Source organism: Bacillus sp. 17RED48 (assembly GCF_019837545.1).
Lineage (GTDB): Bacteria > Bacillota > Bacilli > Bacillales > Bacillaceae_G > Bacillus_A > Bacillus_A wiedmannii.
The window spans coordinates 595,555-622,127 of record NZ_JADAXG010000004.1 but is presented as its reverse complement, the minus strand read 5'-3'; the positions used below and the strand labels follow the sequence as shown (position 1 = coordinate 622,127).

Sequence of the window (26,573 nt, the reverse complement as noted above, 5' to 3'; positions counted from 1 at the left end):
AGTCACCCTATTATGCACCATTGCTGGTATAACTAGAAGTGGGTATTACATATTACAAGTGGATAAAGCGGCACTTAGTGCCTTCTGAAAAACAACTAGAGGACACTAAAATCAAGAAAAAGATATTGGAATGTCATAAAAAACTAAGAGGGATTTATGGATATAGAAGAGTGCAAGTGTGGCTGAAAGCCACATATAGCCTTCATTTGAATCATAAGCGCATACAAAGATTGATGAATGAATTAGACATCAAAGCCGTAATTAGGAAAAAGAGACCTTATTACAGAAAAAAAGGGGCATCTGTGATTTCAGATAACCATCTGAATAGGGACTTTCAAGCTTCAAAACCAAATGAGAAATGGGTAACAGATATAACCTATTTGATTTTCAATGGACAACGATTGTACTTATCTGCTATTAAGGATTTTTACAATAATGAAATTATTGCCTATGAAACCAGTCGTAGAAACGACTTAAAGCTTGTATTAGATAACACTTAAAAAGGCAAAGAAAAAACGAAATGTAACGGGAATCCTCTTACATAGTGATCAAGGATCTCAGTATACATCTCGTCAATATAATCAATTACTTACAAAATATCAGATGAAGGCAAGTATGTCTCGAAGAGGCAACTGTTGGGATAATGCTTGTATGGAAAACTTCTTTAGTCACTTTAAGACAGAGTGTTTTCATTTAACCTCCTTCCGTAAAGCGAGTGAGGTTAAACTTGCCGTGCGCAAATATATTTTTTTTTATAATCATCAAAGATTTCAAAGGAAATTAAATAACTTGAGTCCATATAAATATAGAACTCAGGTTACTTAGTTGCGCTTTTTAAATACTGTCTACTTGACAGGGTTCACTGCAGAACCATACTCTCTTATTTATTATTTTAGAATTAATTTTGTTTAAATCGGTATTTGATAACCTAAAATCATATTTAAAGTTAAGAGTATCTTTTGAATGTCTTTTAATAAGAAAATGAATTAGAGTTCAATTGGAATTGTTTAATTTCTCTCTAAAATTATTTTTTAGAGTAGTGGAAAATTAATGCATCCTTAATAATATTAGAGTAATTAATTTCCCTCTAATTTTGTTTTGTATATAACGTTATGTGAATGAAAAAAAAGTTACAGATCACTACGCTATTATTCCGACAGAGCAAGTTACAAATCCAAGTAAACTATCAGGTGATGAAAAGAAAATTTACGATATGATCGTAAGAAGACTGATTGCGGCGCATTATGAAGTAGCAATCTTTGACTACACAACGATTACAACTCTTGTAGACGAACGTGCTGAATTCATTTCAAAAGGAAAACAGCAAATTCAAGAAGGTTGGCGTAAAGTTATTTTCCAAGACGATAAAGATGACGAAACAATTCTTCCAATTGTCGCAGAAGGTGAACAAGGAAAAGTTGTAAAGGTGAAAGTGAAAGAAGGAAAAACACAGCCGCCGAAGCGTTATACAGAAGGACAACTTATTACGTTAATGAAAACGGCCGGTAAGTATTTAGAGAATGAAGAGCTGGAGAAAGTATTAAAGAAAACAGAAGGTTTAGGTACAGAGGCAACGCGTGCAGGTATTATTACGATGCTGAAAGACCGTAAATATATAGATGTGCAGAAGAACCAAGTGTATGCAACCGATAAAGGGAAAGTATTAATTACCGCAATAGGAGACAAAATATTAGCTTCACCAGAAATGACAGCGAAATGGGAGCAGCGCCTTGCGGAAATTGGTGAAGGCACAGCTTCACCAGCTACATTTATGGAACAAACGAAAAAGCTATCAGCTAAAATTATTGAAGATGCGGTAGAAATGTCGGAGAAATGGGATTTCACTGGATTACATGTTGAATCAATTGAACGAAAAGGATCGAAATTTACAACAGGTAAAAAGGTAGGTAGCTGTAAAAAATGTGATGGCGATGTGATTGATAAGTCAACGTTTTACGGTTGTTCTAACTACAATACGACGCAATGTGATTTTACCATCTCAAAGAAAATATTAAGCAAAACAATTTCGCAAAAAAATATGACAAAGCTCTTAAAAGGTGAAAAGACCGATTTAATTAAAGGCTTTAAAAAGGGCGAGAAAACATTTGATGCGAAGTTAGAGTGGAAAGATAATAAGATGAATTTTGTATTTGAGAATTAAGTGGTGTCAATAAATAAAAAAGTTCTTTCTTGAGTAAAAGCTTCTGTAACAGACTAGGTTTGAAAAAATATTTATAGAAAAGAAAAAGCATGACAAATTTATGTCATGCTTTTTCTACAATTAGTCAAGCTATATTTATCTGGAACATCTGGGTATGAAGGTGCATTGTATATGGTGGAAACAATTTTCCACCATATTAATTTAATATAGCTTGGTCCAATTGAAGTGTCCAAAAGGAAAAATTAATTAGACTGGGGAACAATTAACTAGGCTAGAGGAAAATCAGAAGGAAATAATTTTCCGTTAATTCTGTTAAAATTCTGATTTGAACATTAAATAAAATCTCATGAATGGAAGGCTTGATTTCAAAATAAATTATATGAATGGGAGTGTTGTAAATTAGGTAGAAGTATAAATATTAACAAAGAACATGTTTTGAATAAAGCTACGTATTTATTCTGGAAAAAGGGTTATGAAGCTACATCCATTTCATATCTTTTCAACATAGTGACCTAATACATAACAATTGAGATAATTATGATAAATACTGTCTTTAGCTGGTTATTTGTAAATTCTAGGAACTCTCTGACCCAAGTTACAAGCAACTTCATACGATATGGTTCCTAACATATTTGCCACTTCATCTAATGATATGAAATAATCCCCTTGACCTCCATAAACTACCACTTCATCACCAATATTTACATCCTTAATATCAGTAACATCAATCATACAAAAATCCATACATATTCTACCAAAAACAGGAGCTATTTGTCCGTGTATAAGGACATAAGCCGTTCCAGATAATCGCCTCGAATACCCATCTGCATAACCAATTGGAATAGTTGCAATAATTGCTTTATCTCTTTCAACGCTAGTTGCTCCATATGATACGCCATCTCCCTTCTCAAGTGTCTGGATATAGATGACTTTGGTTTTTAACTGCATTGCTTGTTTAAGATTAACTTTTGTTTTATTCACCTCTTTAGATGGATAAAGGCCATACATTGAAATACCAATACGAACCATATCGTAGGTCATATCTGGCATTTCTATTGTTGCAGCACTATTGGCAATATGAAATATGGGAATAGAAACTTTTTGTTTCTCCAATTCTTCCAATAACCTTCTCCATCGGTTCTTTTGCTTTTCTGCATACCGTATGTCGGCTTCATCTGCGGTAGCAAAATGCGAGTAGACTCCTTCTAGATAAAGGCCATCCATTTTTGACACGATATGGATAAAATCACTTGCTCCTTCTGCTTGAAGTCCCAATCGTCCCATTCCTGTATCGACTTTGACGTGAACCTTTGCCTGTTTTCCTAAGATTTGCCCAGAATTTGATAAAGCTTCTGCATGTTCCATATCAAAAATTGATTGTGTTAAATCCCAATAAACAACATGATTCGATGCTGATGGAGGTGTGTATCCAAGTATAAGTATAGGTGCCTGAATATCTGATTTTCGTAGTTTAATAGCTTCTTCTAAACTGGCCACCGCTAGATAATCCACTCCACTATTAATCGCTTTTTGGGAAACCTCGACAGCACCGTGCCCATAACCATTCGCTTTTACGGTGGCCATTATTATTGTTGAGTTAGGTATTATTTTTCGAAATTCACTAATATTATGTGAAATATTACTAAGGCTAATTTCAGTCCATATTGGTCTATACATCATTTCCCCCCACTTTAGGTGAATTTTCAATGATCGTTTCAAGTAGCTCATTAAACCGATTGCCCACTGATTGTGAACTTTTTAAGAGCAGACTTTTTTTCGTCTTCCTAGGGAATTAATTAACTTCCAACGCATAAGGGAGACAATACAGGACGGCCGTCTGTAAGCTTAAAGGCGTTAAACACTATATTCATACCATTGCTAAAATTTTTACATACCTGCACTAATCCAAAAAGGTCCACACAATAAGTATTTTTACGGTCTTATGGTAGGGTGTGGAACCACTATGATAGATGGTAGCTAGAAAATATGATGGTGGGTCATCCCCCTTTAGATTAATTAAATTCAAATAAATTGTATAAGGAGTTATTCTATTAAATGGCCCAATTGTTAAATAACATGACCAGCATTTTTTAAACAAATTTATTATGTTTTAAAAGAATTTATTGTAAATTAAAATTCTTTTTTATCTCTGGACATTTTCATTTTCTCTTACATTTTGAAACTTTGAGTTTTGTTCTTCATCTTAAATATGTGTTAGAAAATAAATTTAGTAATAAAAGAGCTACTATTGCTAAAATAAAAATGTTAACGAGCCTATATCAAGGGTTGAAACCAGAAGTAGCGAAATACTTAGAAGAAAAAGTCTACTTTCATAATAAACAAATTTCTAATGTGGTAAATAAAATGTGATTATTTTAAAAGATACTGATTCATAAAAGAGTAGTAAAAAGCAAATCGAAGTTGCTGTTATCTTATTTAAAGTGGATGAAAATATATAAAGGAAGATTAGATATTTTAGGATTGCTTAGAGTTTATTTTTGGCTAGGAAACTTATATATTTATCATTACTATTTCGTGAGTCATAAGGTACATTTTACAATTTACAGGTGAAAAAATATTCCTTTATAGGTGAAGGTACTTTTTATGTCAGATATTTTAATTTTAAAAAACTATGAAGCATAAAAATTCGGAAGAAAAAGTTCTTTACTTTGGGACAAGTGGTTTCAACAAATAAAAAAGTATGCCAATTAAACTGTACCCTATAGAGTAGACACTGAAAAAATCTATTTTATAGGGAACTTCTTTTATATAAAGGGAAAATAAGGAATTAGAAAATGGAAATAAGCAATTAAGAGCACAACCGAAAGTAGCTTACACTAATATTTGTGAAAATATGCAATAAAAATATCGTATGAATTAATAAAAATTTATTGTAAAACGATAAAAATTATATTAAAATCAAAAACATAATAAATAAGTGTGGTGCTTTTTATGGAAAAGGTAACAACTTTATTTTTTAATTAGAGGAGGTATAAATATGGACATTAACAATTTGATTATTGAAAATATGGATAATCCTCATGAGTTGGAGAGAATGTATAGAAAAGACCCGAAAGCTTTTAAAAAGTCATTCTCACAAGCATGGGATAAAAATCCTGATTCTCAGGTGCTAGCTGCTTGGTATGAAAGGTTGCATTTCAAGGAGACGGCAGATAAAGAAAAAATATCGCTGTTTCAAAAAGGTTTCTTATTCATGGGCATGTTAGCTATTCTAGCTGGGCTAAGCACTAGAATCATTTTCCACTTTGTCGAGCAGGAAGCAATTGCTCCAATTAACTTGGCTTTTGGTGTAATTCCCTTTATTGCTGCTTATTTTATTTACAATAATACTCCGAAAAAAAGTATTATTTATTTCCTTGCAGCGTTGTTCCTAATTGCCGGGTTGTATCTTAATATGTTGCCATTAAATTATAAAGACAGCAGTATCCTTGCGTATTTACATCTTCCTATATTGTTATGGGTCTTATTGGGACTTGCGTTTACGGGAAATGAATATTCAAAAGGCAGTACAAGATTAGCTTATATTAAATTTAATTTAGAATATTGTCTTCTCTACGCGAGCATGGCAGTGAGCGGAATGATACTAGCAGTATTCACCATGAAGTTATTTAGCTTTGTTGATTTGGATATAGGAGAATTCTATTTTAGTAATGTTGTATTATTTGGAGCTGCCGCTCTCGCTGTAGTGGCTGCATACTTAGTATCATTGAATCTTAAACTTGCTAAAAATATTACACCATACATATCTAAAATTTTTAGTCCTCTCGTCCTGATCACATTGTTTATTTATCTTATAACGGTAATTTGGGTCACGAAAAATCCATTCTTGGATCGTGATTTCCTAATGGCCTTCAACGTAATACTCCTTGGTGTATTGGCTGTTACTATATTTTCTATCGTTGAGAGTGATTCAGACGAGAAAAAGAGCATTTCAGATTATATAAATTTTGCCTTAATTGTTCTGGCGCTTATTATTGACACTGTCGCATTATCAGCCATCGTATTCAGACTTTCTTCTTACGGGATTACACCTAATAGACTTGCTGTTTTAGGCGTAAACATACTGATTTGGGCAAATCTCATTTGGATTATGTTTTCCTATATGCGTTTTCTACAAAACAAATCAGGACCGACAGCTATTCAAGATGCTGTTACGAAGTATTTGCCAATCTACGGACTTTGGGCAGCTTTCGTAATATTTACTTTTCCTATAATTTTTAATTAGAAAGACATAGTAAATGTAACGACAAGCTAATTTTCTATCACGTATAAAATCCTTAGAGTCGATAATGATCGTTACTTCTATAAGTTCTCTAAAATAAAAAAACGTCCCAAAGTAGGACGTTTTTTTATTATGTATATTGCTTATTTTTCTTAATAAGTAATAACACTTGTGACACACAAGCAAGTACTGGTAGTTCTATTAATGGTCCAATCACTAATGCAAGTGCAATAAGAGGTTCGTCTGGAAAAGCTGTTACAGCAATAGCGAGTGCAACAGGCGAGTTTCTTGCTAATGTTGTTAAGCTTAGACTAACTGTATCTTTATAAGATAAACGCATCATGCGTCCGATAAATTGTCCAAGTATAAAATTAATGATGAAGAACAATAGAACAGGAATGAGTAATAGTAAAACAACATTCATATTTTGTAGTAAATATTTACCTTGTGATGCAAACATCGCTACAATTGCTAAACTTAAAAATACAATTTGCGCAGAGCTGAAAAACGGAATGAGTTTATTCTCGAGTGTTTCAGTTTGTTTCATTTTATACATAATGAATTTTGTAGCGTGTGCAAGTACAAATGGTAAGACGATTACGATAACAATACTTTCTACTAAAACAGAAACCGCTACAGTCTTCATGACACCAGCAAATAAAAATAAATAAATGGGAAGGAGTAGTACTTGCAAAATTAAATTTACAGGCAAAATGGCAGTAGAAAGTGCTACATTTCCTTTCGCTATTTCAGTAAAGATTAAGTACCAGTCTGTACATGGAGTAACCATTAACATAATAAATCCAACCCAAAGTGCTGGATGGTCGGAAAGAAATAGTGCTCCTAATCCCCAAGCGAGTAAAGGTGTCCATAAAAAATTAATAGTAAGGCTCGTTCCAGCAAATTTTAAATTGCGGAATCCATTTTTTATTTCTTTCAATGGAATGCTGAGGAATAATCCATACAGCATGAAAAATAAGAAGGGGACAATAAATTGCTCTGAATACATATGTATCAAATGAAATTGTCCGAGTACGATGCCGCATGTAACAGCAAAAAGAATAATAAAAGTTTGAATCTTTTCTATAGTGCTCATGAGTAAATCCTTTCTAAATATGAATTGCCCTCTCTACATCCATTATACAAACAATAAAGTTACAATTGGTGTATGAATTGTATTGTGGTCATTATTTTTAATCCGAGATATTATTTTTTATTTAAAGTTACTTGACTAAAGTAAGTTACTGTATTACAATCACTTACATAAGGTAATTAAATAACAAAAAGTTTTTTTGTGTTTTTACTTAAGGTATCTATTGGAACTTTTTACTAGAATAAGAATTTTTATGATGATGAATAATGAATATGATAAGAAAGTTTAGGTGAAGAAAGTGGGATTATTTAGCTCATTATTTGGTAAAAAAGAAGAAAATACAAAAGTAGAGGGGAATAAAACAATGTCAAAAGTATTATTTGTAAAAGCAAACGATCGTCCGGCGGAGCAAGCAGTTAGTTCAAGAATGTATGAAACATTTGTAAGTGCTTATAAAGAAGCGAACCCAAATACAGAAATTACGGAGTTAGATTTATTCGCATTAGATCTGCCGTATTACGGAAATATCGCGATTTCAGGTGGATATAAACGTAGTCAAGGAATGGAGTTAACAGCAGAAGAAGAGAAGGCTGTAGCTAAGGTAGATCAATATTTAAATCAGTTTTTAGAAGCTGATAAAGTTGTATTTGCGTTCCCACTATGGAACTTCACAGTGCCAGCACCATTAATCACATATATTTCATACTTATCTCAAGCTGGAAAAACATTTAAATATACAGCAAATGGCCCAGTAGGTTTAGCTGGTGATAAGAAAGTCGTTGTATTAGGTGCGCGTGGTTCGGATTATTCTTCAGAACAAATGGCTCCTATGGAAATGGCGGTTAATTATGTAACGAATGTGCTTGGGTTCTGGGGAATTACAAATCTAGAGACTGTTGTAATTGAAGGGCACAATCAATATCCAGATCGTTCACAACAAATTGTTGAAGAAGGTTTAGAGAACGTTAAGAAAGTAGGGGCAAAATTTTAATTGATAGTAAATGTAAAAAACCAACATGGATGACCATGTTGGTTTTTTAGTCTATTTCTATGTTAAAAAATGTATATTTATAAAATAAATGAAAAGTTTGAAAATAGTATTGCAAAATATTATATGACAAACTATAATAAGTTCAAGAATAGTTGATAGTCGAATTGAATATTCAGAAAATTCAATTAGTTAAAAATGGAAAATGAGATAAGGAAATTTGAATGGGGGTTATATTATGGCGAATAAAGTACCGTTTTCGTTCATAGTAGTTATTGGATTAATGTTATTTGCACTATTTTTTGGAGCAGGAAATTTAATATTCCCGGCAATGCTCGGTCAATCGGCAGGAGAGAATGTATGGATTGCTAACGCTGGATTTTTAGTAACTGGTGTTGGATTACCACTACTAGGTGTACTGGCATTTGGTTTTTCGGGTAAAGATGATTTACAGTCATTAGCAAGTCGTGCTCACCCAGTATTCGGGATTGTGTTTACAACAGTTTTATACTTAGCGATTGGCCCGTTATTTGCAATACCAAGAACAGGAAATGTTTCTTATGAAATTGGTCTTAAACCGTTTATGCCAGAAGGATTAGGTTCTACACCTTTAATTCTTTTCACAATTGTATTCTTTAGCATCACTTGTTTTTTTTCGCTAAATCCTGCGAAAATTGTCGATATTGTTGGAAAAATCTTAACGCCAATTAAGTTAACTTTCATTGGTATTTTAGTAATCGTTGCTTTTATACATCCGATTGGAGATATGCAAGCACCAGTGGAAGCTTATACATCACATGCATTCTTTAAAGGATTCCAAGAAGGATACTTAACAATGGACACGCTTGCATCATTCGTATTTGGAATCATCATCATTAATGCAATTAAAGAAAAAGGTGCAAAAACGAAAACACAGATTATGATCGTTTGTGCAAAAGCGACAATCATTGCAGCATCTATTTTAGCAATTATCTATACAGCTCTTTCTTATATGGGTGCTTCAAGTGTTGCGAAGCTTGGACATTTAGAGAACGGTGGAGAAGTATTAGCGAAAGTTTCTAACTACTATTTCGGATCATATGGTGGAGTATTATTAGGATTAATGATTACAGTAGCGTGTTTAACAACTAGTGTGGGACTTGTATCAGCATGTTCTTCATTCTTCCATAAGTTATTCCCAAGTGTTCCTTACAAAGCGATTGCCATCACGCTATGTGTATTTAGTGCAATTGTTGCAAACGTAGGATTAACACAATTAATCGCAGTTTCTGTTCCAGTACTAACAGCAATTTATCCACTAGCAATCGTATTGATTTTCTTAACATTCTTCCATTCATTATTCAAAGGAAGAGCTGAAGTTTATCAAGTGAGCTTAATCGTAACATTTATCATCAGCTTATTCGATGGATTAAGTGCAGCTGGAGTTAACATTGAAGTAGTAAGCCGAGTGTTCACTAAATTCCTTCCGATGCAAGAAGTAGGATTAGGATGGATCTTCCCAGCGATTATCGGTGGATTTATCGGATATGGCATTAGCGTTTTAAAAGCAAAAAATCAAGTTCAACCAGCTAGTGCGAATAAGAAAATAGGTTAAATAAAAAAGTTATAGAACTTGTTTCTATAACTTTTTTTGTTACTATTGATAAGGATAGAAAAAATAAAGTAGTAGGGGAAATAAAATGAAAAAAACAATTGATCATATCGGCATCGCAGTTCGAGATATAAATAGTACGATACGTTTTTATGAAAATGTGTTACTAGGAACTTTAATAGATCGTTACGTAAGTGAAGCTCCTGGTGTGGAAAGCGAAGTAGCCATTCTTGAAGTGGATGGAGATAGAATTGAATTACTTGCACCGACGAATAATACGACATCTCCAATTGCCCGTTTTATTAAACAAAAAGGTAAAGGTGTTCATCACGTTGCGTATCGTGTCGATGATTTAGATGTGGCTCTAGAAGAGTTAAAAGAACAAGGTATTCGGACATTAGAGCATACACTTCGGATTAATAAGCACGGTAGAAGATTAATATATCTTAACCCAGCGGATACAGAGGGAACAATCATTGAGTATTGTGATTATCCGGAAGAGAAGTAGAGGAATTTTATGATTGAAAAAGGGTGTTGCGTAATTGCGTGACGCCTTTTTAATTTGTGTATTTTCTTTAGGTGGAACATCCTGCTATAGAGTTCCTTATATTTAATGAGGTTAAATTCTTAGGATGGGAATATAGTTTAGGAAGTATATGTAAGAAAAGTATAGTGATGAAAAATAAGTGAAGTGTGAAAGTAATAAGAAGGCTAGAGGCATAGTTGCTAATAGAGTGCATTTTCATTATAGGGGTACCAAAAAGTGCCGCTGCTCATGGGTATGTTGTGGAATCGAACCCTACTGAAAATGAAATGTTGAAGAAGCGCTAACTGTTGTGAAAATTAAATGCGGTGAGGCTATAACATTTATCATCAGTTTATGTAATAGATTAATTGCAGCTGGAGTTAACATTGAAGTAGTAAGCCATCTGTTCACGATGCAGGTAGTAGGGTTAGACTGGATTTTCCTCGCGATTATCGGTGGATTTATTGGGGAGGGTATTAATGTTTTAGGAGTGAAAAATCAAGTTCAACCAGCAGCTAGAGAGAATAAGAAAATAGGTTAAGTAAAAAAAGGTTATAGCATTTAATCCTATAACCCTTATATATAGAATACATCATCATGGCAGTTTATATTATAGGTAGTTGTATGATAAATGTAGGATTCATATTAGTAGAGAAAGCCAGTAACTGTAGACTACGCTTTAAATGAGAGCATTTAAAGCGTAGTTTTTTAATCATTCTCTTTGTAGAGGAAGAGTGCAGCAGCGAAAAGATCCACCAGATTTTATAATCTCTCCAAAGTCAATTTCAATAACCTCATAACCTCTACGTCTCAGTTCGTTATTTGTTTTAGTATTACTGGGTAAACTAATAATCTTTTCATTGCCTAAAGATAATACATTGGTTGCTAAAGTAAATTGCTCTTTTTTAGATACCTCTATTAAATTATAACGATCTGATAACATGTTTAGTGTACTATTACTAAATGCATGTGGATATATTAAAGCTTCTTCCTGTGAAATGATATTAAAAACACAATCTAAATGTAAAAAATCTTTGGAAAAAGGAACGGGAATTATTTCATAGTGTGTGAGCAACTGTTGAAGTTTTATTACAGAGTTAAATAACGTTCGATTGCTTACGCCAATATATACAATATCTTGATCGATAATGACGTCGCCGCCTTCTATATGACTATTAATACAATCTATATAAGTAATATCTTTTTCTAATAATATTTTCTTGAAAATTTGCTCTTCTCCTTTACGAACTTCATTTTTCATGTTAGAAATGAAAACAGTTTCCCCTACAGTAAAACCGATATCTCTCGTGAAAACTTGTTCGGGAAAGCGTACTTCAGGAGGTAGCATTAAAGTGTGTATTCTATTTTCTTTAAGTATATCAATAAATTTTGAGTATTGTTCTCTCGCTAGATTTACATTAAAGCCTAAATTGATAAAATATTTTTGGGTCTTGTTTATACCGCTAGAAATATTCATATATAATGGTTCGCATAGTACAACTTTTTTTAATGTACTATATTCACTTGAGCAATATGACTTTAAAATACTCATTCTAATAATCCTCCAATATAGGTGATTTTTAAATTGTTATACGATGATTGAAGCTTAAAATATTTTTGGATACAGAAGATAAAACGTAATAAAATATGAACTTAAAAAAGATTGAGCTTATAATAATTAAAGTGATTATTATAAGTTGTAGTTTTCTGTATTTTCAGTTTTTTTGTAACGCCGGGTGTATCATTGTTCTAGAAAAAACGTAAAATAATTATAGGAACTCAGAATAATCTAGTATCTTTATAGATGAATTGTTTATCTGTTCCCAATCTGTATAACAAACCGCGATAGTGTAATTTTGCTCTAACCGATTTAGGTAGAAATAAAATTGACTAAAAGTGGAATTGGTGTTCCGTAATGTTATTTTATTTTGGGACCAATCGTCCATATTGAAGCCGAAACTATCTAATGGATATAGAAGTCCTTTTCCGATCGCTTTAACAAATGATTCTTTTAAAGTCCAAATATCAAAGAAAAACGATAACTGTCTATCGTGAGGAATATGCTGAAAATAGTCAAGTTCTTCTTGAGTAAAGCATAGTTCGGTTATGGAAAAATCTATAGGTTGAATTTTTTCAATGTCTACACCAATTCTTCCATTTGAAGTAAGTCCACATATAATCCATTCTTCAGAATGAGATAAATTAAAATCCCCCTTCCAACCATGATATTTATTTAAAAAAGGGCGGCCTGCTCGATCTCTGTTTATAGAGATAGCATCTGCAGGTATGAGTAAAATTTTTTCTAAACATTTTCTGATGCATAGATGAGCTAATAATGTTCTTTGTTGATCTTCTAATTTATGAAATCTTAAAATTCTTTCCCTTTCATTTTTAGGTAATTTTGTGAGTTTCAGCTCTATGTCTTTGTAGGGTAGTAAAATTCCTAATTTAACTGCAATAATTTCTAAGTAACTATCAATTTTTTTCATAATGACCTCACTAACAATATAAATAATAGTCTCAAGAGAATTTAAATGTATAATTAATTTTATTATTTATCAACTACCATTACATTATAGAGAGTGATATAAGATTTATTGAGAAATCATGTGAATTATATTAAGTGTTATTGTATAGCTATTTTGAAGAAATGAACAAACTTATGTTTTATTTTTTTTTGAAGTCAATTCAATTATTAAAAAAGTTTCTCAAGTTTTGTTATGTATTTTAGATTGCTTTGAAAATTAAATGAAGTTACAATTAATCCTGTTTAATAGTTGGAAAAATCAGAAAAATAAAAGGGGATTGGGTAAGTGATAATTTCTGGAGAAATAAAAGAATTTATAAAGAATTATGATGATAAATTACCATTCTCAGGTGCGATTTTAATTCAAAATAAAAAAAAGATCTTTGAAGATGGATTTGGATATGCGAATAGAAGTGAACAAATTTTTAATACATCACGTACTCGGTTTGGTATGGCTTCTGGGTGTAAAATTTTCACTGCAGTGGCAATATGTCAATTAGTTGAAAAGGGTGTTTTAACTTTTGATACCTGTTTGAAAGAGTGTTTAGAAGACCCATTCCCACATTTTTATGAAGGTATTACAATTCATCATTTATTAACTCATACTTCGGGCATACCAGATTATTTTGATGAAGAAGAAATGGATGATTTTGAAGATTTATGGAAGGATACCCCAATGTATTCTATTAAATCTCCTGCAGATTTTCTGCCTATGTTTCAAAATTATCATATGAAGTTTAATCCTGGAAGTAAATTTTCTTATAGTAATGCAGGTTATATTTTACTTGGTTTGATTGTAGAAAAATTGACAGGGATGAAGTTTGCAGAATATGTAAAAGAGCATATATTTCAAGTTTGCGGCATGTCAGATTCAGGATATTTCCGGATGGATCAACTGCCGGAACGAACTGCACTTGGATATATAGATAATAAAGATGATAACACTTGGAGAACTAATATCTATTCGGTCCCTATAGTTGGTGGGCCAGATGGAGGGGCTTTTACAACAGTTTTAGATTTAGGAGAATTTTGGAATGGATTATTTAATGGGAAACTCTTAAATAAAGAGTACACTAATCAGTTGTTAACTCCTTATGTGAAAAATAATAGTTTACATTATGGATATGGTGTTTGGATTTCAATGGAAAATGATGAGATTCTCAAATATTTTGTATTTGGATTTGATCCAGGTGTGAGGGTTCATTCATCTGTAAATGCAAAGTCTAAGATGCAACTCCATATTATGTCTAATGTAGAACAAAATGTAGTTCCTATTAAAAATGGGATTGATAAATTAATTTCTGAAAAAAAGATTTAGTTTTTGAGATTCATGGATTTTTTTTGATACCTACAAAATAAAAAAGGATATGAATATTTAACTAAGAGTTAATTAGCTTATAAAAACTGTTGGATTGTTCGCTTTAAATGATTAATTAGAGTATAAATTTTGAGAGCCTAAGGGTGTTTGTTAAGGATTTAAATGAAGGATTCCTGATATAAATCAACAGCATTAATTTCTATATAAAGGAGTTAATAATATGATTAGAGGAACTACCGATTTAGGGGAAAGTCAAAAGAAAGAGTTAGAGAAGCATCGTTTTTCGAAAGAAATCAACTTGGAAATTCGCGAATTACAAAAAACCAACAATTGGTATAATTTTTTTGCTATAGGGTTGGATTGGGGTATTGTGTCCTTAGTAATTGCATTGAATTATTTTATCCCTACTATGTGGATGTATTTAATTAGTATTGTTATCATTGGTAGCCGTATGCGTGGCCTTGATATTATGATGCATGAGTCAAGTCATCGTATGCTTTTTAAAAATCGTAAATTAAATAAGTGGGTTGCATGTTTCTTTGCTGCTTATCCGATAATGATTTCTTATAAAGCATATTGTAAGAGTCACATGAATCACCACAGGTATTTATGGAGTGAGATAGACCCTGATAAGCAAAGGTATCAAATTGTTGGGTTAGATAAACCGACTAAAAATAAAATGAAATTTTTTATTCAGCATTGCTTAAAGCCTTTGTTCTTAGTACATGTGCCGAATTATTTGATTGGAATGATCAAAGTAACAGCATATGCAAAAGAGGAACCTAGATTTGATCAAATAATCAGGACTCTATATTGGGGCGCTATCATTATTTGTTCAATTGTTTTCGGTTTCTGGCAAGAGTTGATTTTATTTTGGGTAGTTCCGTTTTTAACAACTTTTCAAATGTTAAAATATTGGGCTGAAATGGCCGAACATGCAGGACTAGAATCGGAAAATGAGATATTTGCATCAAGAAATTCTTTTGGGAATTGGTTTGAGCGCTTTCTCATTCATCCTCATAGAAACTCATACCATTTGGTACATCACTTGTTCCCTGCTGTTCCACACTTTAACATAAAGAAAGCTCATCTTATTTTAATGAAAGATGAAGAATATCAAAAAGCGCATCATTGTACAGGGTTCTTTTTTTCCACTGCACCAGGATTCTCCTCTGTAATAGATGATATACAAGGACGGATACCATTTTGGAATAAAGTGAAAGGGAAATAGATCATTATACGTGTTGTGCTACATAGGCTGTATGGAAATTTAATGGTTTACCAAAGATAATTCCTGATTGCACCCTAAAATATAAATGGGAGCTAGATTAATAAAAAAATTGGGAGATGTTAGGTGGCTAATTAAGTTCTATAGAGCCTTTTAAAATTTAGTAAATAATTTTGATTCATAGGAAAGGAGAGTATATGAATAACACGATGCTTTTTTGTTTTCCTTATGCTGGTGGATCCGGTTCGATATATAGTAAGTGGAAAAATTACTTACATCCTAGTATTGAATTGAAACCAATTCAATACGCAGGAAGAGGTAAAAGATTTCAAGAAGATTGTTATGATGATATGAATCACGCGGTTAACGATATATTTGAATATGTATATAGAGTTGTAGGTAATTGCGATTACGCGTTTTTTGGTCACAGTATGGGAGGGCTTATCGCTTATGAACTTTGTAAGGAAATAGAAAGTAGAAATCTTAATGCTCCTGTGCATATTTTTCTATCAGGTGTAAAACCGCCTAATTTTATTAGAGAACAAAAAGTGTCTAACTTACCAGAAAAAGAATTTAAAGATGTGATATTAAATTTAAATGGTACTCCAAAAGAAGTTCTTAATAATCAACAGTTAATGGATATGTTTATACCAATTTTAAGATCTGACTTTAAAGTGATAGAAGAATATAAATTCAGTAATGAATTGTACAAGTTAAATACGTGTATTACTGCAATGTACGGTAAGATGGACGATGTTACTGAGGAATACATGGAAAAATGGTGTGAGTTTACTTCGAGAGATACTGTTGTTTATGGCTACCCAGGAGATCACTTTTTTATTAATGAAAATTACATTGATATTATAAATCTTATTAATTCAACATTGGTTGGGAGAGGAGATTATTATGAGCAATGATGTTTATAATACAGATTTGTTAACTAAAGAGGAGAAATTTTGGTTGGATCAACTATCAACGGATTTAGAAATGAGTAGTTTTTTAAATTTTAATAAAAAAATTGGTGTGAAAAATCAGGGAGAAAAAGTATTTACATATAGATTGTCAGAAAACATATCACATAAAATTAGTGAAATAAGTAATCATTCTGAATATGGAATATTTATCATTTTGATTGCTAGTGTGAAATATTTACTCTCAATATACACGGATAGTAAAGATGTTTCTATTGGAACGCCAGTAATTCAATCAAAATCTGGCACAGCATATTATGATCATCTTTTGATTATAAGAAGTAATGTCCATAGTAATATGACATTTAAGGAGCTTCTATTAAAAGTACAACAAAACATTTCAGAGGCAAATAAAAATCAGAAAGTATCGCATAAGCGATTAGCAAAACTTTTAGGAGATGAGAATGCAAATTCTAATAAACTGAATCCTCGTACAGTCATACAGTTTGAAAATATTCAACATAATATTTCTAATCATTATACAAATGCAGATACCGTCTTTAATTTTAAATGGCATGGAGATAAAATAGAGTATTGTGTCACTTGTAAAGAAAGTGTAGAAGACTTGATTGGAAGAGTTATAGATCAACTGACTCATTTGTTAAAAGTGGTAGTAGCTAATCCTAGTATAAGGCTCTCTGAAATCGACATTTTATCCAATGAGAGAAATCGTATTCTAAATGAGTTTAACAACACAACATCAAGTTTTCCTAAGGATAAATCTGTTGTTGATTTGTTTGAATTTCAAGTAGCTAAAAGTCCACATAAGCTAGCAGTCTTTTATCAAAATCACAATTTAACTTACGAGGAATTAAATAGAAAAGCAAATCATATAGCACATAAATTAGTTGAATTAGGAGCTAAAAAAGATTCTGTAATAGGAATTATGTTGGATAGATCGCTTGAACTTCCAATTGGTATATTAGGTGTTTTAAAGGCAGGAGCTGCATATTTACCCATTGATCCAAACTATCCAAATGAACGAATTAATTATCTCCTAAGTAATTCTAATGTAGATATCATATTGAAGTACAGCAATAATGAATTTAATTTTATAAATGAAAACACTAGATTTATTGATATAGATACAACTTTAAGAGACGGTACACCTATAGAAATGAGTGGGAATTTAGAATTGAAAATCCCATTAGAGAGCTTAATGTATGTTCTTTATACATCTGGAAGCACTGGTGAACCTAAAGGAGTTATGGTGAAAAGAAATTCATTTATGAATTTGCTCAATTGGTATACCAATGAATTTGATATGAATCCAACCGATAATGTATTATTAATTGCCCCAATTAGTTTCGATACAGCACATAAAAATTTATTTGCTCCATTGATAAAAGGCGGGCGATTGCACCTTTTTGAGTCAGGTATGTATGATTACAATAAAATGTCTGATTATATAAATGTTCATGAAATTACGAGCGTTAATTGTACCCCAAGTGGTTTTTATCCATTGGTTGAGTATAATGAGAGAACTAATTTTAGTAGGTTAATCACGTTGAAGCGTATTTTTTTAGGTGGTGAATCGATAAATTGTAAAAAACTCAAACCTTTAGTTAAATCAATAAATTTCAAGGGCGAAATTATAAATACGTATGGTCCCACGGAATGCACGGATTTAGCCACTTTCTATAGAATTAGTAATCAAGAGATAGAACAATTGAAGGTGATTCCAATCGGAAAGCCTCTTAATAATGTCGAAATATACATTGTGGATCAAGAAATGAATCTTGTACCTATTGGTGTAACGGGAGAACTGTGTATTGCTGGGGTTGGATTGGCACGTGGGTATTATAATGCTCCAGATTTAACGAGAGAAAAATTTGTAGAGTTTCCGAAAATTACCGAAAAAAAAGTTTATAAAACAGGCGATATGGCAAGGTGGATGCCTGATGGGAATATTGAATTTATTGGAAGGAAAGATGATCTTACGAAAATAAGGGGGTTTCGGGTAGAAGTTGGGGAGATAGAGACTTGTCTTATGAAGCATCCAGATGTAGATGAAGTTGTTGTTGTTGCAATCGAAGATACTTTCGGTACGAAAGTATTAAGTGCTTATTTTGTTGCCAATGTGCATATAACAAACTCAGAATTAAGAAATTTCCTTATTAAAAGTTTGCCGAATTTCATGGTGCCAACCTACTTCACTCAACTGAAAAAAATGCCACTCAATCAAAACGGGAAAATTGATCGTAAAGCATTGCCAGTGTCCAACTTGGATCCAGTATCAGACTTCGACTATATTGCACCAGAAGGCGAATTGGAAAAAAAGGTTGCACATATATGGAGAGATGTTCTTAACATTCAAAAGATAGGAGTGTATGATAATTTTTTTGAGTTAGGTGGGCATTCTTTAAATGCTGCTTCAATCATATTGAAAGTTAATCAAGAATTTGACGTGAATATACACTTGAGTGAAATGTTTAAAAAGCCAACTATAAAAGAATTTACAACTCTAATACTGGATGGGGAACAACATAAAAGTTCAATTATATTACCTGTTGAAGTAAGAGAATCCTATCCTGTTTCATCACAGCAAAAAAGGCTATTTATTATGTGGCAACTTAATCGTGATTCAGTAGCTTATAATTTACCGTCTGGGACAATTATAGAGGGTGATCTCGAATATGATATGTTGGTGAGAGCTTTCCAACATCTTGTTGATCGTCATGAATCTTTACGTACATCGTTTTCATTCATCAATGGACAAGTGGTGCAGTATGTACATCCTACATTAAAGGTTATTGTTGATATCGTGGAAGCATCGGAAGAAGAATTAATGGAGTATGTACATGGGTTTGCTACACCTTTTAATCTGGAACAACCGCCTCTATTTAAAGTTAAAGTTATTAAAATCAGAGAAAATAAGCATTTACTGTTAACTGATGCTCATCATATTGTCTTTGATGGTATATCGATGGACATAATTATGGAGGAATTTTATGATAGTTATTTAAATAAAGACTTACCTCCGGTTAAATTACAATATAGAGACTACGCAGTATGGCAGGGAGAATTTTTTCAGACTGATGATTTTAAGAGCAAAGAAAAGTATTGGCTAAACATATTTAAAGATGAACCTCCATTGTTAGAGTTAAATACAGATTATCCACGACACCCGGTGCAACTTTATGATAGTGATTATGTACCAATTATGGCGGGATACGATTTGACAAAGCGTTTGAAAAGGATAGCGAAGGAGAATGGGACAACCCTATATACGGTGCTACTTGCTGCTTTAAATGTATTATTTTTAAAATATACGGGTCAAGAAGATATTACGATTGGTACCCTTACAGCTGGCCGATCTCGTCCAGGTTTGGAACGGATTATTGGTATGTTTGTGAATACGGTAGTAATAAGAAATTTCCCATGTCGCAAAAAGACATTTCTGAATTTTCTGAACGAAGTGAAGGATAATACAATGAAAGCTATCGATCATGAAGAATATCCATTTGAATTGTTAGTAAATGAAGTTGATGTTTATCGAAATACAGGGAGAAATCCAATATTTGATATTATGTTTTCTTTGGATAATGATGAGTATTTCTTTAAGGATACAGGGGGGATCACTTTACGTAAATTCCCATTTGAAAGTAGTATGACTCAATTTGATATGTTCATTCATGTATTGGAAATTAATGAAGATATGCATTTTAAGTGGAAGTATCGTAAGGATATATTTAAGAAGGATACAGTACAAAGATTAGCAGAACATTTTATTTATCTACTTGATGAGATTACCAAAAAGATGGATATACCATTACAAGATATCCAGATGATGTCTGAAGCAGAGATGAAAACCGTTCTTTATAAATTTAATAATACGACGGATGAATATTCGTATCAAATGACGGTGCATGAGATATTTGAGCAGAAAGCGAAAGAAAATCCATCAGAAAATGCCATCGTATATAAAGAGATGACACTAACGTACTCTGAGCTAGATGCAAGGGCAAATCAACTGGCCCGCACTTTAAGAAAAAAGGGAGTGCAAAGAAATAGCGTTGTTGGACTTATTGTAGAGCCTTCCTTAGAAATGGTCATAGGAGTTCTCGGTGTGCTAAAAGCAGGAGGTGCATTTTTGCCGATTGATCCCACTCTTCCAATAAATAGGATAAAATATTTTTTGGGAGACAGTGATTGTCAGTTGGTTCTGGCCCGAAATAATATGAAGGAACGCTTTACTTTTGAACAGGAAATAATTAGGTTGGATGATGAATTAAACTGTAAAAAAGATGGTTGTCATCTTGAAAGCATAAACCAGCCCGACGATTTGGCATATGTAATTTATACCTCTGGAACAACCGGTAACCCTAAAGGGGTTATGGTCGAACACAAAAATATTGTGAATCAGTTGATAGGACTCATTCAAAAATTAAAATTTAATCAAGAAATGAATCATTTATTACTGGCGAAAATCACATTCGATGTTTCTGTTCAACAAATTCTTCTCCCGATTCTCTCTGGGGGGAGGTTATATATTCCTGAGGAAGAGCTAATCGCTGAGCCAAGAAATATGTGGAACTTTATTGAGAGAAACAAAATTAATGTCTTGGGAGCTGTACCTACCCATTTGAAAGTGTTGATAGATAATATTGTCACAAGTCAATCTCTTAACTATGTTCTTGTAGCCGGTGAGGTCTTTACAAAGAGTCTTTATAATCAATTAAAGAGTACTGTTAATGCAGAGATGATTATTAATCTGTATGGTCCAACCGAGACGACGATTTTTTCAACATACTATATTTGTCATGAAAATGAAGAGAGTTCGAGCATACCAATAGGTAAGCCTCTAAGTAACTATAGGGCATATATTTTAAATCAAGATTATTATCCTGTACCTATTGGTGTGACTGGGGAGTTATATATCGCTGGAGCAGGTGTAGGAAGGGGATATATCAATAAGTCAGATTTGACAGATGAAAAATTTATGCCTGATCCATTTATTCCAGGTGAGAAAATGTATAAAACGGGAGACCTTACAAGGTGGCTTTCTAATGGGGACATCGAGTATATTGGAAGGGTTGACCATCAGGTAAAGGTTAAGGGAGTCCGAGTAGAGCCAGATGAAATAAAAACCCATATTTTAAATCATAAATCTATTGAGAATGCAATTGTTGTTGCAAAACAAAATCAAAGTAATGAAAGCTATTTGTGTGCGTATCTAATTGCAAACCAAGAGGTTACCAGTACAGAATTAAGGAATTATTTGAGGAATAAGTTACCTGAATATATGATTCCTTCACATTTTGTGCAATTAGAGAGTATGCCTTTAACGAATAACGACAAAGTCGACGTAAGGGCCTTGCAAGAAAGGGATGATGAGAATTATATATCGTTAGGTACTACTTATATAGCACCTGGAACGAATCTAGAAAAAATGATAGCGGAGATCTGGAAACAGGTACTTGGGGTAAATCAGGTCGGTATTTATGATCATTTCTTCGAACTTGGTGGGAATTCACTGAATATTATTCAAGTAAATGAACGGTTGAAAAATGATTTGAACATTGACATAACTGTGATGATGCTATTTAGATTTCCTACAATTTATTCTCTATCCCAGCAATTAAAGATGACCGCTGAGAGCAGGGGACAGGAAGAAGTGAACTCAAATAGAGTTCAGGTAATAAAGGAATCAAAAAATAGGTTGAAACAGAGACGTCAAAGAAAGAGGGATTCGAATGAATGATAGTGCACAAGAACCGATAAGAAATGGTATAGAGATTGCTATTATTGGAATGTCTTGCAGATTTCCTGGTGGAGATACTATAAATGAATTCTGGGAAAATTTGAAGAATGGTGTAGAATCGGTAACTTTCTTCACAGATAAGGAGTTACAGACAGGAGGAATTGATCTAGAAACGATCCAGAGTTCCAATTATATAAAGGCTGGTGGGGCTATTACAGGAACAGAATGGTTCGACAATAAATTATTTAATTACTCACCTAGGGAATTAGAGGTAATGGATCCACAGCTGAAAATTTTGCACGAGTGTGCTTGGGAGGCATTAGAGAGTAGTGCTTACTTTCCGGATACCTTTAATGGTTTAATTGGTACTTATATTGGAGCAGCAACAAACTTATATTGGTTAGAAACGGTATATCATGGAGCGAAAGATTTTATAAAAGAAGCGGAATTTTTAAATGGTTCTCAATTTTTCGGCACCAGATTATCACATAAATTAAATTTGAGAGGTCCTAGTTATACAGTTCAAACTGCATGTTCATCTTCGTTGGTTGCTGTGCACTTGGCATGTCAAGCGCTATTAAGTGGAGATTGTGACATTGCTTTGGCTGGAGGAGTTTCACTTACATTACCTGAGAAAAGAGGATATTTATACAAGGAGGGTATGATTCTTTCACCAGATGGGCACTGTAGACCTTTTGATGCTAATGCTAGAGGAACGGTCAATGGAAATGGAGCGGGAATTGTTGTTTTGAAGCGTATGGAGGATGCGATTGCCGATGGAGATTTCATCCATGCTGTTGTGAAAGGATCCGCAATAAATAATGATGGCGCTGATAAGGTTAGTTTTAATGCGCCAAGTGTAGAGGGACAAGCTGCTGTTATTAGAGCAGCCCATCACATGGCCGAGGTAGAATCTGAAAGTATATCATATGTAGAGGCTCATGGTACGGGAACAATGCTAGGTGACCCGATTGAGGTTGAAGCTTTGAAGTTGGCATTTAATACAGAGAAGAATAATTTTTGTGGTATTGGATCGGTTAAAGGGAATATTGGACATCTTGATAACGCTGCAGGTATAGCAGGTTTGATAAAAACTGTAGTTGCTTTGGAGCATCGCATGATTCCACCAAGCATTAATTACGAGAAAGCAAATGAAAAAATTAATTTTGGTAATAGTCCATTTTATGTACAGGATACATTGGCGGGATGGAAGAACCGAGAGTTTCCTTTAAGAGCGGGAGTAAGTTCATTTGGTATGGGGGGAACAAATGCCCATGTTGTACTTGAGGAACCTCCCCAAAGAGAAGCTTCGGAGCGGAGCAGGAGATATCAATTGCTTTCTTTTTCTGCACAAACGAAAAAATCTCTTGAAGAGCAAACTAAAAGGTTAGCTGAATATTTAACTCACAACAATAATGTGAATTTGGCTGATGTAGCTTATACACTTTTAAATGGAAGGAAAAATTTAAAATATCGAAGAGCATTAGTGGTTTCGGATATAGAGGAAGCGAAGCAAGAATTTTTTAATCAAAATTCTGCTAAGGTTCAAACTAATCTTTGTGATGGCGGTAGTAAGCAAATAATTTTCATGTTTCCCGGGCAGGGTGCGCAATATGTAAATATGGGATTGGATTTATATAAAGAAGAGAAGAGATTTCGAGATGAAGTGAATCTTTGTTGTGAGATTTTAGAAGAGATTAGTGGGGTCGACTGGAAGGAAGTCTTATACCCAAAGGATTTGGACGTTAGAATGAGAGATGATATAAATCAAACCTCTAATACTCAGCCTGCAATATTTATTTTTGAATACTCATTAGCAAAAACACTAATGGAATGGGGCATCTACCCGGACGGCATGATTGGACATAGTATAGGGGAATATGTGGCTGCTTGTTTGGCGGGAGTGTTCTCATTAAAGCAAGCGCTTCAGTTGGTGTATGAGCGGGCGACCTTAATGCAACAATTACCTAAAGGAAGCATGATAAGTGTAATGGCTTCGGAAAATGAAATTTTACCACTAATGAATCAAGATGTATCTATTGCCGCAGTGAATAGTCCAATATCATGCGTAATCTCAGGTTCTGATGAGGCAATCTATACTTTTGAGGGGGAATTGATTAGGGAAGGTTTTCAGTTCAAAAAACTTGCAACCTCCCATGCCTTTCATTCATCCATGATGGACTCAATTTTAGATACCTATGGAAAGAAGTTAAAAGAAATTAATTTCCATGACATTAAAATACCGTTTATATCCAATTTGACAGGAGAATGGATTACGGAAGAACAAGCAAAAAGTGCAGATTATTGGGTGAATCATCTGCGACATGTAGTGAAATTTTCTGAGGGCGTTAAGCATCTACTATCGGGTACGGAAAATGTTTTTGTGGAAGTTGGACCAGGTAGAACATTAAGCAGTTTTGTTAGACAACATACTCAAGGAAAATCTATATGCCCGATTGTAAATACTGTAAGGCATCCAAAAGAAAAAACTTGTGATGACAAGTACTTGCTTCAAAGTATTGGTAAGTTGCATATTCATGGCGTGAAGATTGAGTGGTCCAAGTATTTTTCGCAAGAAAGAAGATATCGTGTTCCGCTCCCTACGTATCCTTTTGAACGGCAATTCTTTAGCCTGTCTAAAGATATTGAAATGGAAGAGAGTTCCCCTTTATCGCAAAGCGACTATGTAGAAGAGCTAAAGAGGAATATTGTTCCGAAAGATGATAAACAGCGGAAAATTATAGAATCATATAAGAGAGTTACGGGAGTAAAACAAGTTAGTATCCATGATGATTTCTTTGAATTAGGAGGTAGCTCACTAACGGCTATCAATGTTGTTTCGAGCTTGCAGAAGGATTTTGATATTTCTATTAATCATTTATTTGAATACCCTAGAGTTTCTGATCTAGCGCAACATATGACATATAAAAAGGAGAAGACTATTCCAGATGCATTAGCAACTTATCTGATTGCTAGAGGAGAAAGGCATCGGTTGATGGAGGAGAAGGTAAGAGGAGACATAGCGATAAGAAGTTTATATGATGATAGAAACAAAAAGTATTACGAAATCAACCTTTCTTGCCAAGTCAGTTATAAAGAAGTTCTATTGACAGGAAGCACGGGATATTTGGGTGTTTACTTATTACATGATTTATTAACTGAATTAGATTGCAATGTACATTTAATTGTAAGAAGTGACAATTGTATACAAGCAGAAAATCGCATTAAAGAAAAAGTTTGCTCTTATTTTGGAACATCTTTTTATGATAAGTATAAGAAAAGAATTTTTGTATATAGTGGCGATCTGACAAAAAAATATATGGGCTTAGATCTGCCGAACTATCAATATTTGAGTGAAACAATCCAATGTATTATACATTCAGCAGGCAGTGTTAGTCATTATGGGAAATATGAAAAATCCTATGAAGCAAACGTTCTAGCCACGAGAAATGTAATTGATTTTTCGCTTAAGGGAGTAAAGAAAGATGTGAATCATATTTCTACATTAGCTGTAGCTTCTGGTGTGGTAAAGAATAACGAAGACATATTGTATACGGAGTATGATAATGATTTAGGGCAAATTATTGAAAATCCTTATCCAAAGACAAAGTTAGAAGCTGAAAAGATTGTACTGGAAATGAGGGGTAAGGGAATAAATGTAAATGTTTTTCGAGTGGGAAACATTGGTTTTGATTCTAAAACAGGAAGGTTTCAAGAAAACATAGAGCAGAATGCATTATACTCAATGATGAAATCATATATAAGAATTGGATTGGTTCCAGAAATGGAAAGAGATATAGATTTTGCATGTGTGGATGATGTTAGTCAGGCAATTATTAAGTTGTTTAATAAAAAAGAATTAATGAATGAGACTCATCACATTTTCAATCCTAACTATGTAAGCTTATCAGCTCTTTTAACAACGTATGGATTAGACATAGATGTAAAAGAAACTTCAATTGATAAATTTATAGATTATATCTTTGATGAAAAGCAATTTAATCAATATGCATCAGATATATATAATTTACAGCTGCATTGTATAGGAGATGAATTGAAAACATTTAATGATGTCGAACAAACATTGTTCCATATAATGGGGGATAAAACGAATATGCTGTTAAGAAAAACGGGTTTTGTATGGAATAATATTACGGATGAAATGACGAAAAAAATGATTAGATATGGTCAAAAAGTGAATTATTTCGAAAAACATTAAATAT

At 33.1% G+C, this 26,573-nt stretch carries 15 protein-coding genes and 2 pseudogenes; 13 read left to right on the top strand and 4 right to left on the bottom strand.

The genetic code is table 11. The annotated features are described in order from the left end of the window. Window positions 1-77: 77 nt before the first annotated feature. The 3 genes and pseudogenes from ILT06_RS20090 to topB form a co-directional block, all read left to right on the top strand. Complete coding sequence (locus ILT06_RS20090) at window positions 78-500, top strand: IS3 family transposase (protein WP_222655403.1); 423 nt, start codon at window positions 78-80, stop codon at window positions 498-500. Further along, on the top strand, window positions 490-825 hold the full coding sequence (locus ILT06_RS33130; RefSeq protein ID WP_374453202.1) for an IS3 family transposase: 336 nt from the start codon (window positions 490-492) through the stop codon (window positions 823-825). Before ILT06_RS20090 ends, ILT06_RS33130 begins: the two co-directional genes overlap by 11 nt. A gap of 283 nt (window positions 826-1,108) precedes the next feature. Next, window positions 1,109-2,161, top strand: a pseudogene (gene topB, locus ILT06_RS20080) (DNA topoisomerase III); the annotation flags it as partial. A 561-nt stretch (window positions 2,162-2,722) separates the two neighbouring features. On the opposite strand, the gene alr reads toward topB, so the two are convergent. Next, a complete protein-coding gene (gene alr, locus ILT06_RS20075; RefSeq protein ID WP_064476393.1) occupies window positions 2,723-3,838 on the bottom strand; it encodes an alanine racemase in 1,116 nt (371 codons plus the stop codon). Window positions 3,839-5,159: 1,321 nt separating this feature from the next. Here alr and ILT06_RS20070 point away from each other — a divergent pair. Further along, entirely contained in the window at window positions 5,160-6,407 is a 1,248-nt protein-coding gene (locus ILT06_RS20070; protein WP_098102305.1) for a DUF4153 domain-containing protein, read from the top strand. 127 nt (window positions 6,408-6,534) lie between these two features. On the opposite strand, the gene ILT06_RS20065 is transcribed toward ILT06_RS20070, so the two are convergent. Further along, the gene (locus ILT06_RS20065) at window positions 6,535-7,500 is read right to left on the bottom strand and encodes an arsenic resistance protein (RefSeq protein ID WP_098102306.1); all 966 of its coding nucleotides are present in this window, start codon (window positions 7,498-7,500) and stop codon (window positions 6,535-6,537) included. A gap of 295 nt (window positions 7,501-7,795) precedes the next feature. Between ILT06_RS20065 and ILT06_RS20060 the strand changes: the two genes are divergently transcribed. The 4 genes and pseudogenes from ILT06_RS20060 to ILT06_RS20045 all read left to right on the top strand — a co-directional run. Further along, window positions 7,796-8,488: an FMN-dependent NADH-azoreductase gene (locus ILT06_RS20060; protein ID WP_222655401.1), complete on the top strand. Its 693-nt coding sequence runs from the start codon at window positions 7,796-7,798 to the stop codon at window positions 8,486-8,488. A 235-nt stretch (window positions 8,489-8,723) separates the two neighbouring features. Next, a complete protein-coding gene (brnQ, locus tag ILT06_RS20055; protein ID WP_064476390.1) occupies window positions 8,724-10,079 on the top strand; it encodes a branched-chain amino acid transport system II carrier protein in 1,356 nt (451 codons plus the stop codon). A gap of 85 nt (window positions 10,080-10,164) precedes the next feature. Then, window positions 10,165-10,584, top strand: coding sequence for a VOC family protein (locus tag ILT06_RS20050; protein WP_064476389.1), 420 nt, complete (start codon window positions 10,165-10,167; stop codon window positions 10,582-10,584). A gap of 352 nt (window positions 10,585-10,936) precedes the next feature. Next, window positions 10,937-11,143, top strand: a pseudogene (locus ILT06_RS20045) (branched-chain amino acid transporter); the annotation flags it as partial. A gap of 171 nt (window positions 11,144-11,314) precedes the next feature. Here the strand turns inward: ILT06_RS20045 and ILT06_RS20040 are convergent. After that, window positions 11,315-12,154, bottom strand: coding sequence for a dimethylarginine dimethylaminohydrolase family protein (locus ILT06_RS20040; RefSeq protein ID WP_064476387.1), 840 nt, complete (start codon window positions 12,152-12,154; stop codon window positions 11,315-11,317). Between the two features lie 217 nt (window positions 12,155-12,371). Further along, window positions 12,372-13,091 (bottom strand): 4'-phosphopantetheinyl transferase family protein, encoded by a 720-nt coding sequence (locus ILT06_RS20035; RefSeq protein WP_064476386.1) that lies wholly within the window; start codon window positions 13,089-13,091, stop codon window positions 12,372-12,374. A 324-nt stretch (window positions 13,092-13,415) separates the two neighbouring features. Here ILT06_RS20035 and ILT06_RS20030 point away from each other — a divergent pair, with 324 nt between their 5' ends. The 5 genes from ILT06_RS20030 to ILT06_RS20010 all read left to right on the top strand — a co-directional run bounded on the left by ILT06_RS20030 (window position 13,416) and on the right by ILT06_RS20010 (window position 26,569). Further along, a complete protein-coding gene (locus ILT06_RS20030) occupies window positions 13,416-14,447 on the top strand; it encodes a serine hydrolase domain-containing protein (RefSeq protein WP_098111938.1) in 1,032 nt (343 codons plus the stop codon). A gap of 220 nt (window positions 14,448-14,667) precedes the next feature. After that, complete coding sequence (locus ILT06_RS20025) at window positions 14,668-15,678, top strand: fatty acid desaturase family protein (protein WP_002189230.1); 1,011 nt, start codon at window positions 14,668-14,670, stop codon at window positions 15,676-15,678. A 194-nt stretch (window positions 15,679-15,872) separates the two neighbouring features. Beyond that, the gene (locus ILT06_RS20020; RefSeq protein ID WP_064476384.1) at window positions 15,873-16,592 is read left to right on the top strand and encodes a thioesterase II family protein; all 720 of its coding nucleotides are present in this window, start codon (window positions 15,873-15,875) and stop codon (window positions 16,590-16,592) included. Further along, window positions 16,582-22,350: a non-ribosomal peptide synthetase gene (locus ILT06_RS20015; protein ID WP_222655400.1), complete on the top strand. Its 5,769-nt coding sequence runs from the start codon at window positions 16,582-16,584 to the stop codon at window positions 22,348-22,350. Before ILT06_RS20020 ends, ILT06_RS20015 begins: the two co-directional genes overlap by 11 nt. Beyond that, on the top strand, window positions 22,343-26,569 hold the full coding sequence (locus ILT06_RS20010; protein ID WP_098102311.1) for a type I polyketide synthase: 4,227 nt from the start codon (window positions 22,343-22,345) through the stop codon (window positions 26,567-26,569). The genes ILT06_RS20015 and ILT06_RS20010 overlap by 8 nt, the downstream gene beginning before the upstream one ends. Window positions 26,570-26,573: the final 4 nt, after the last annotated feature.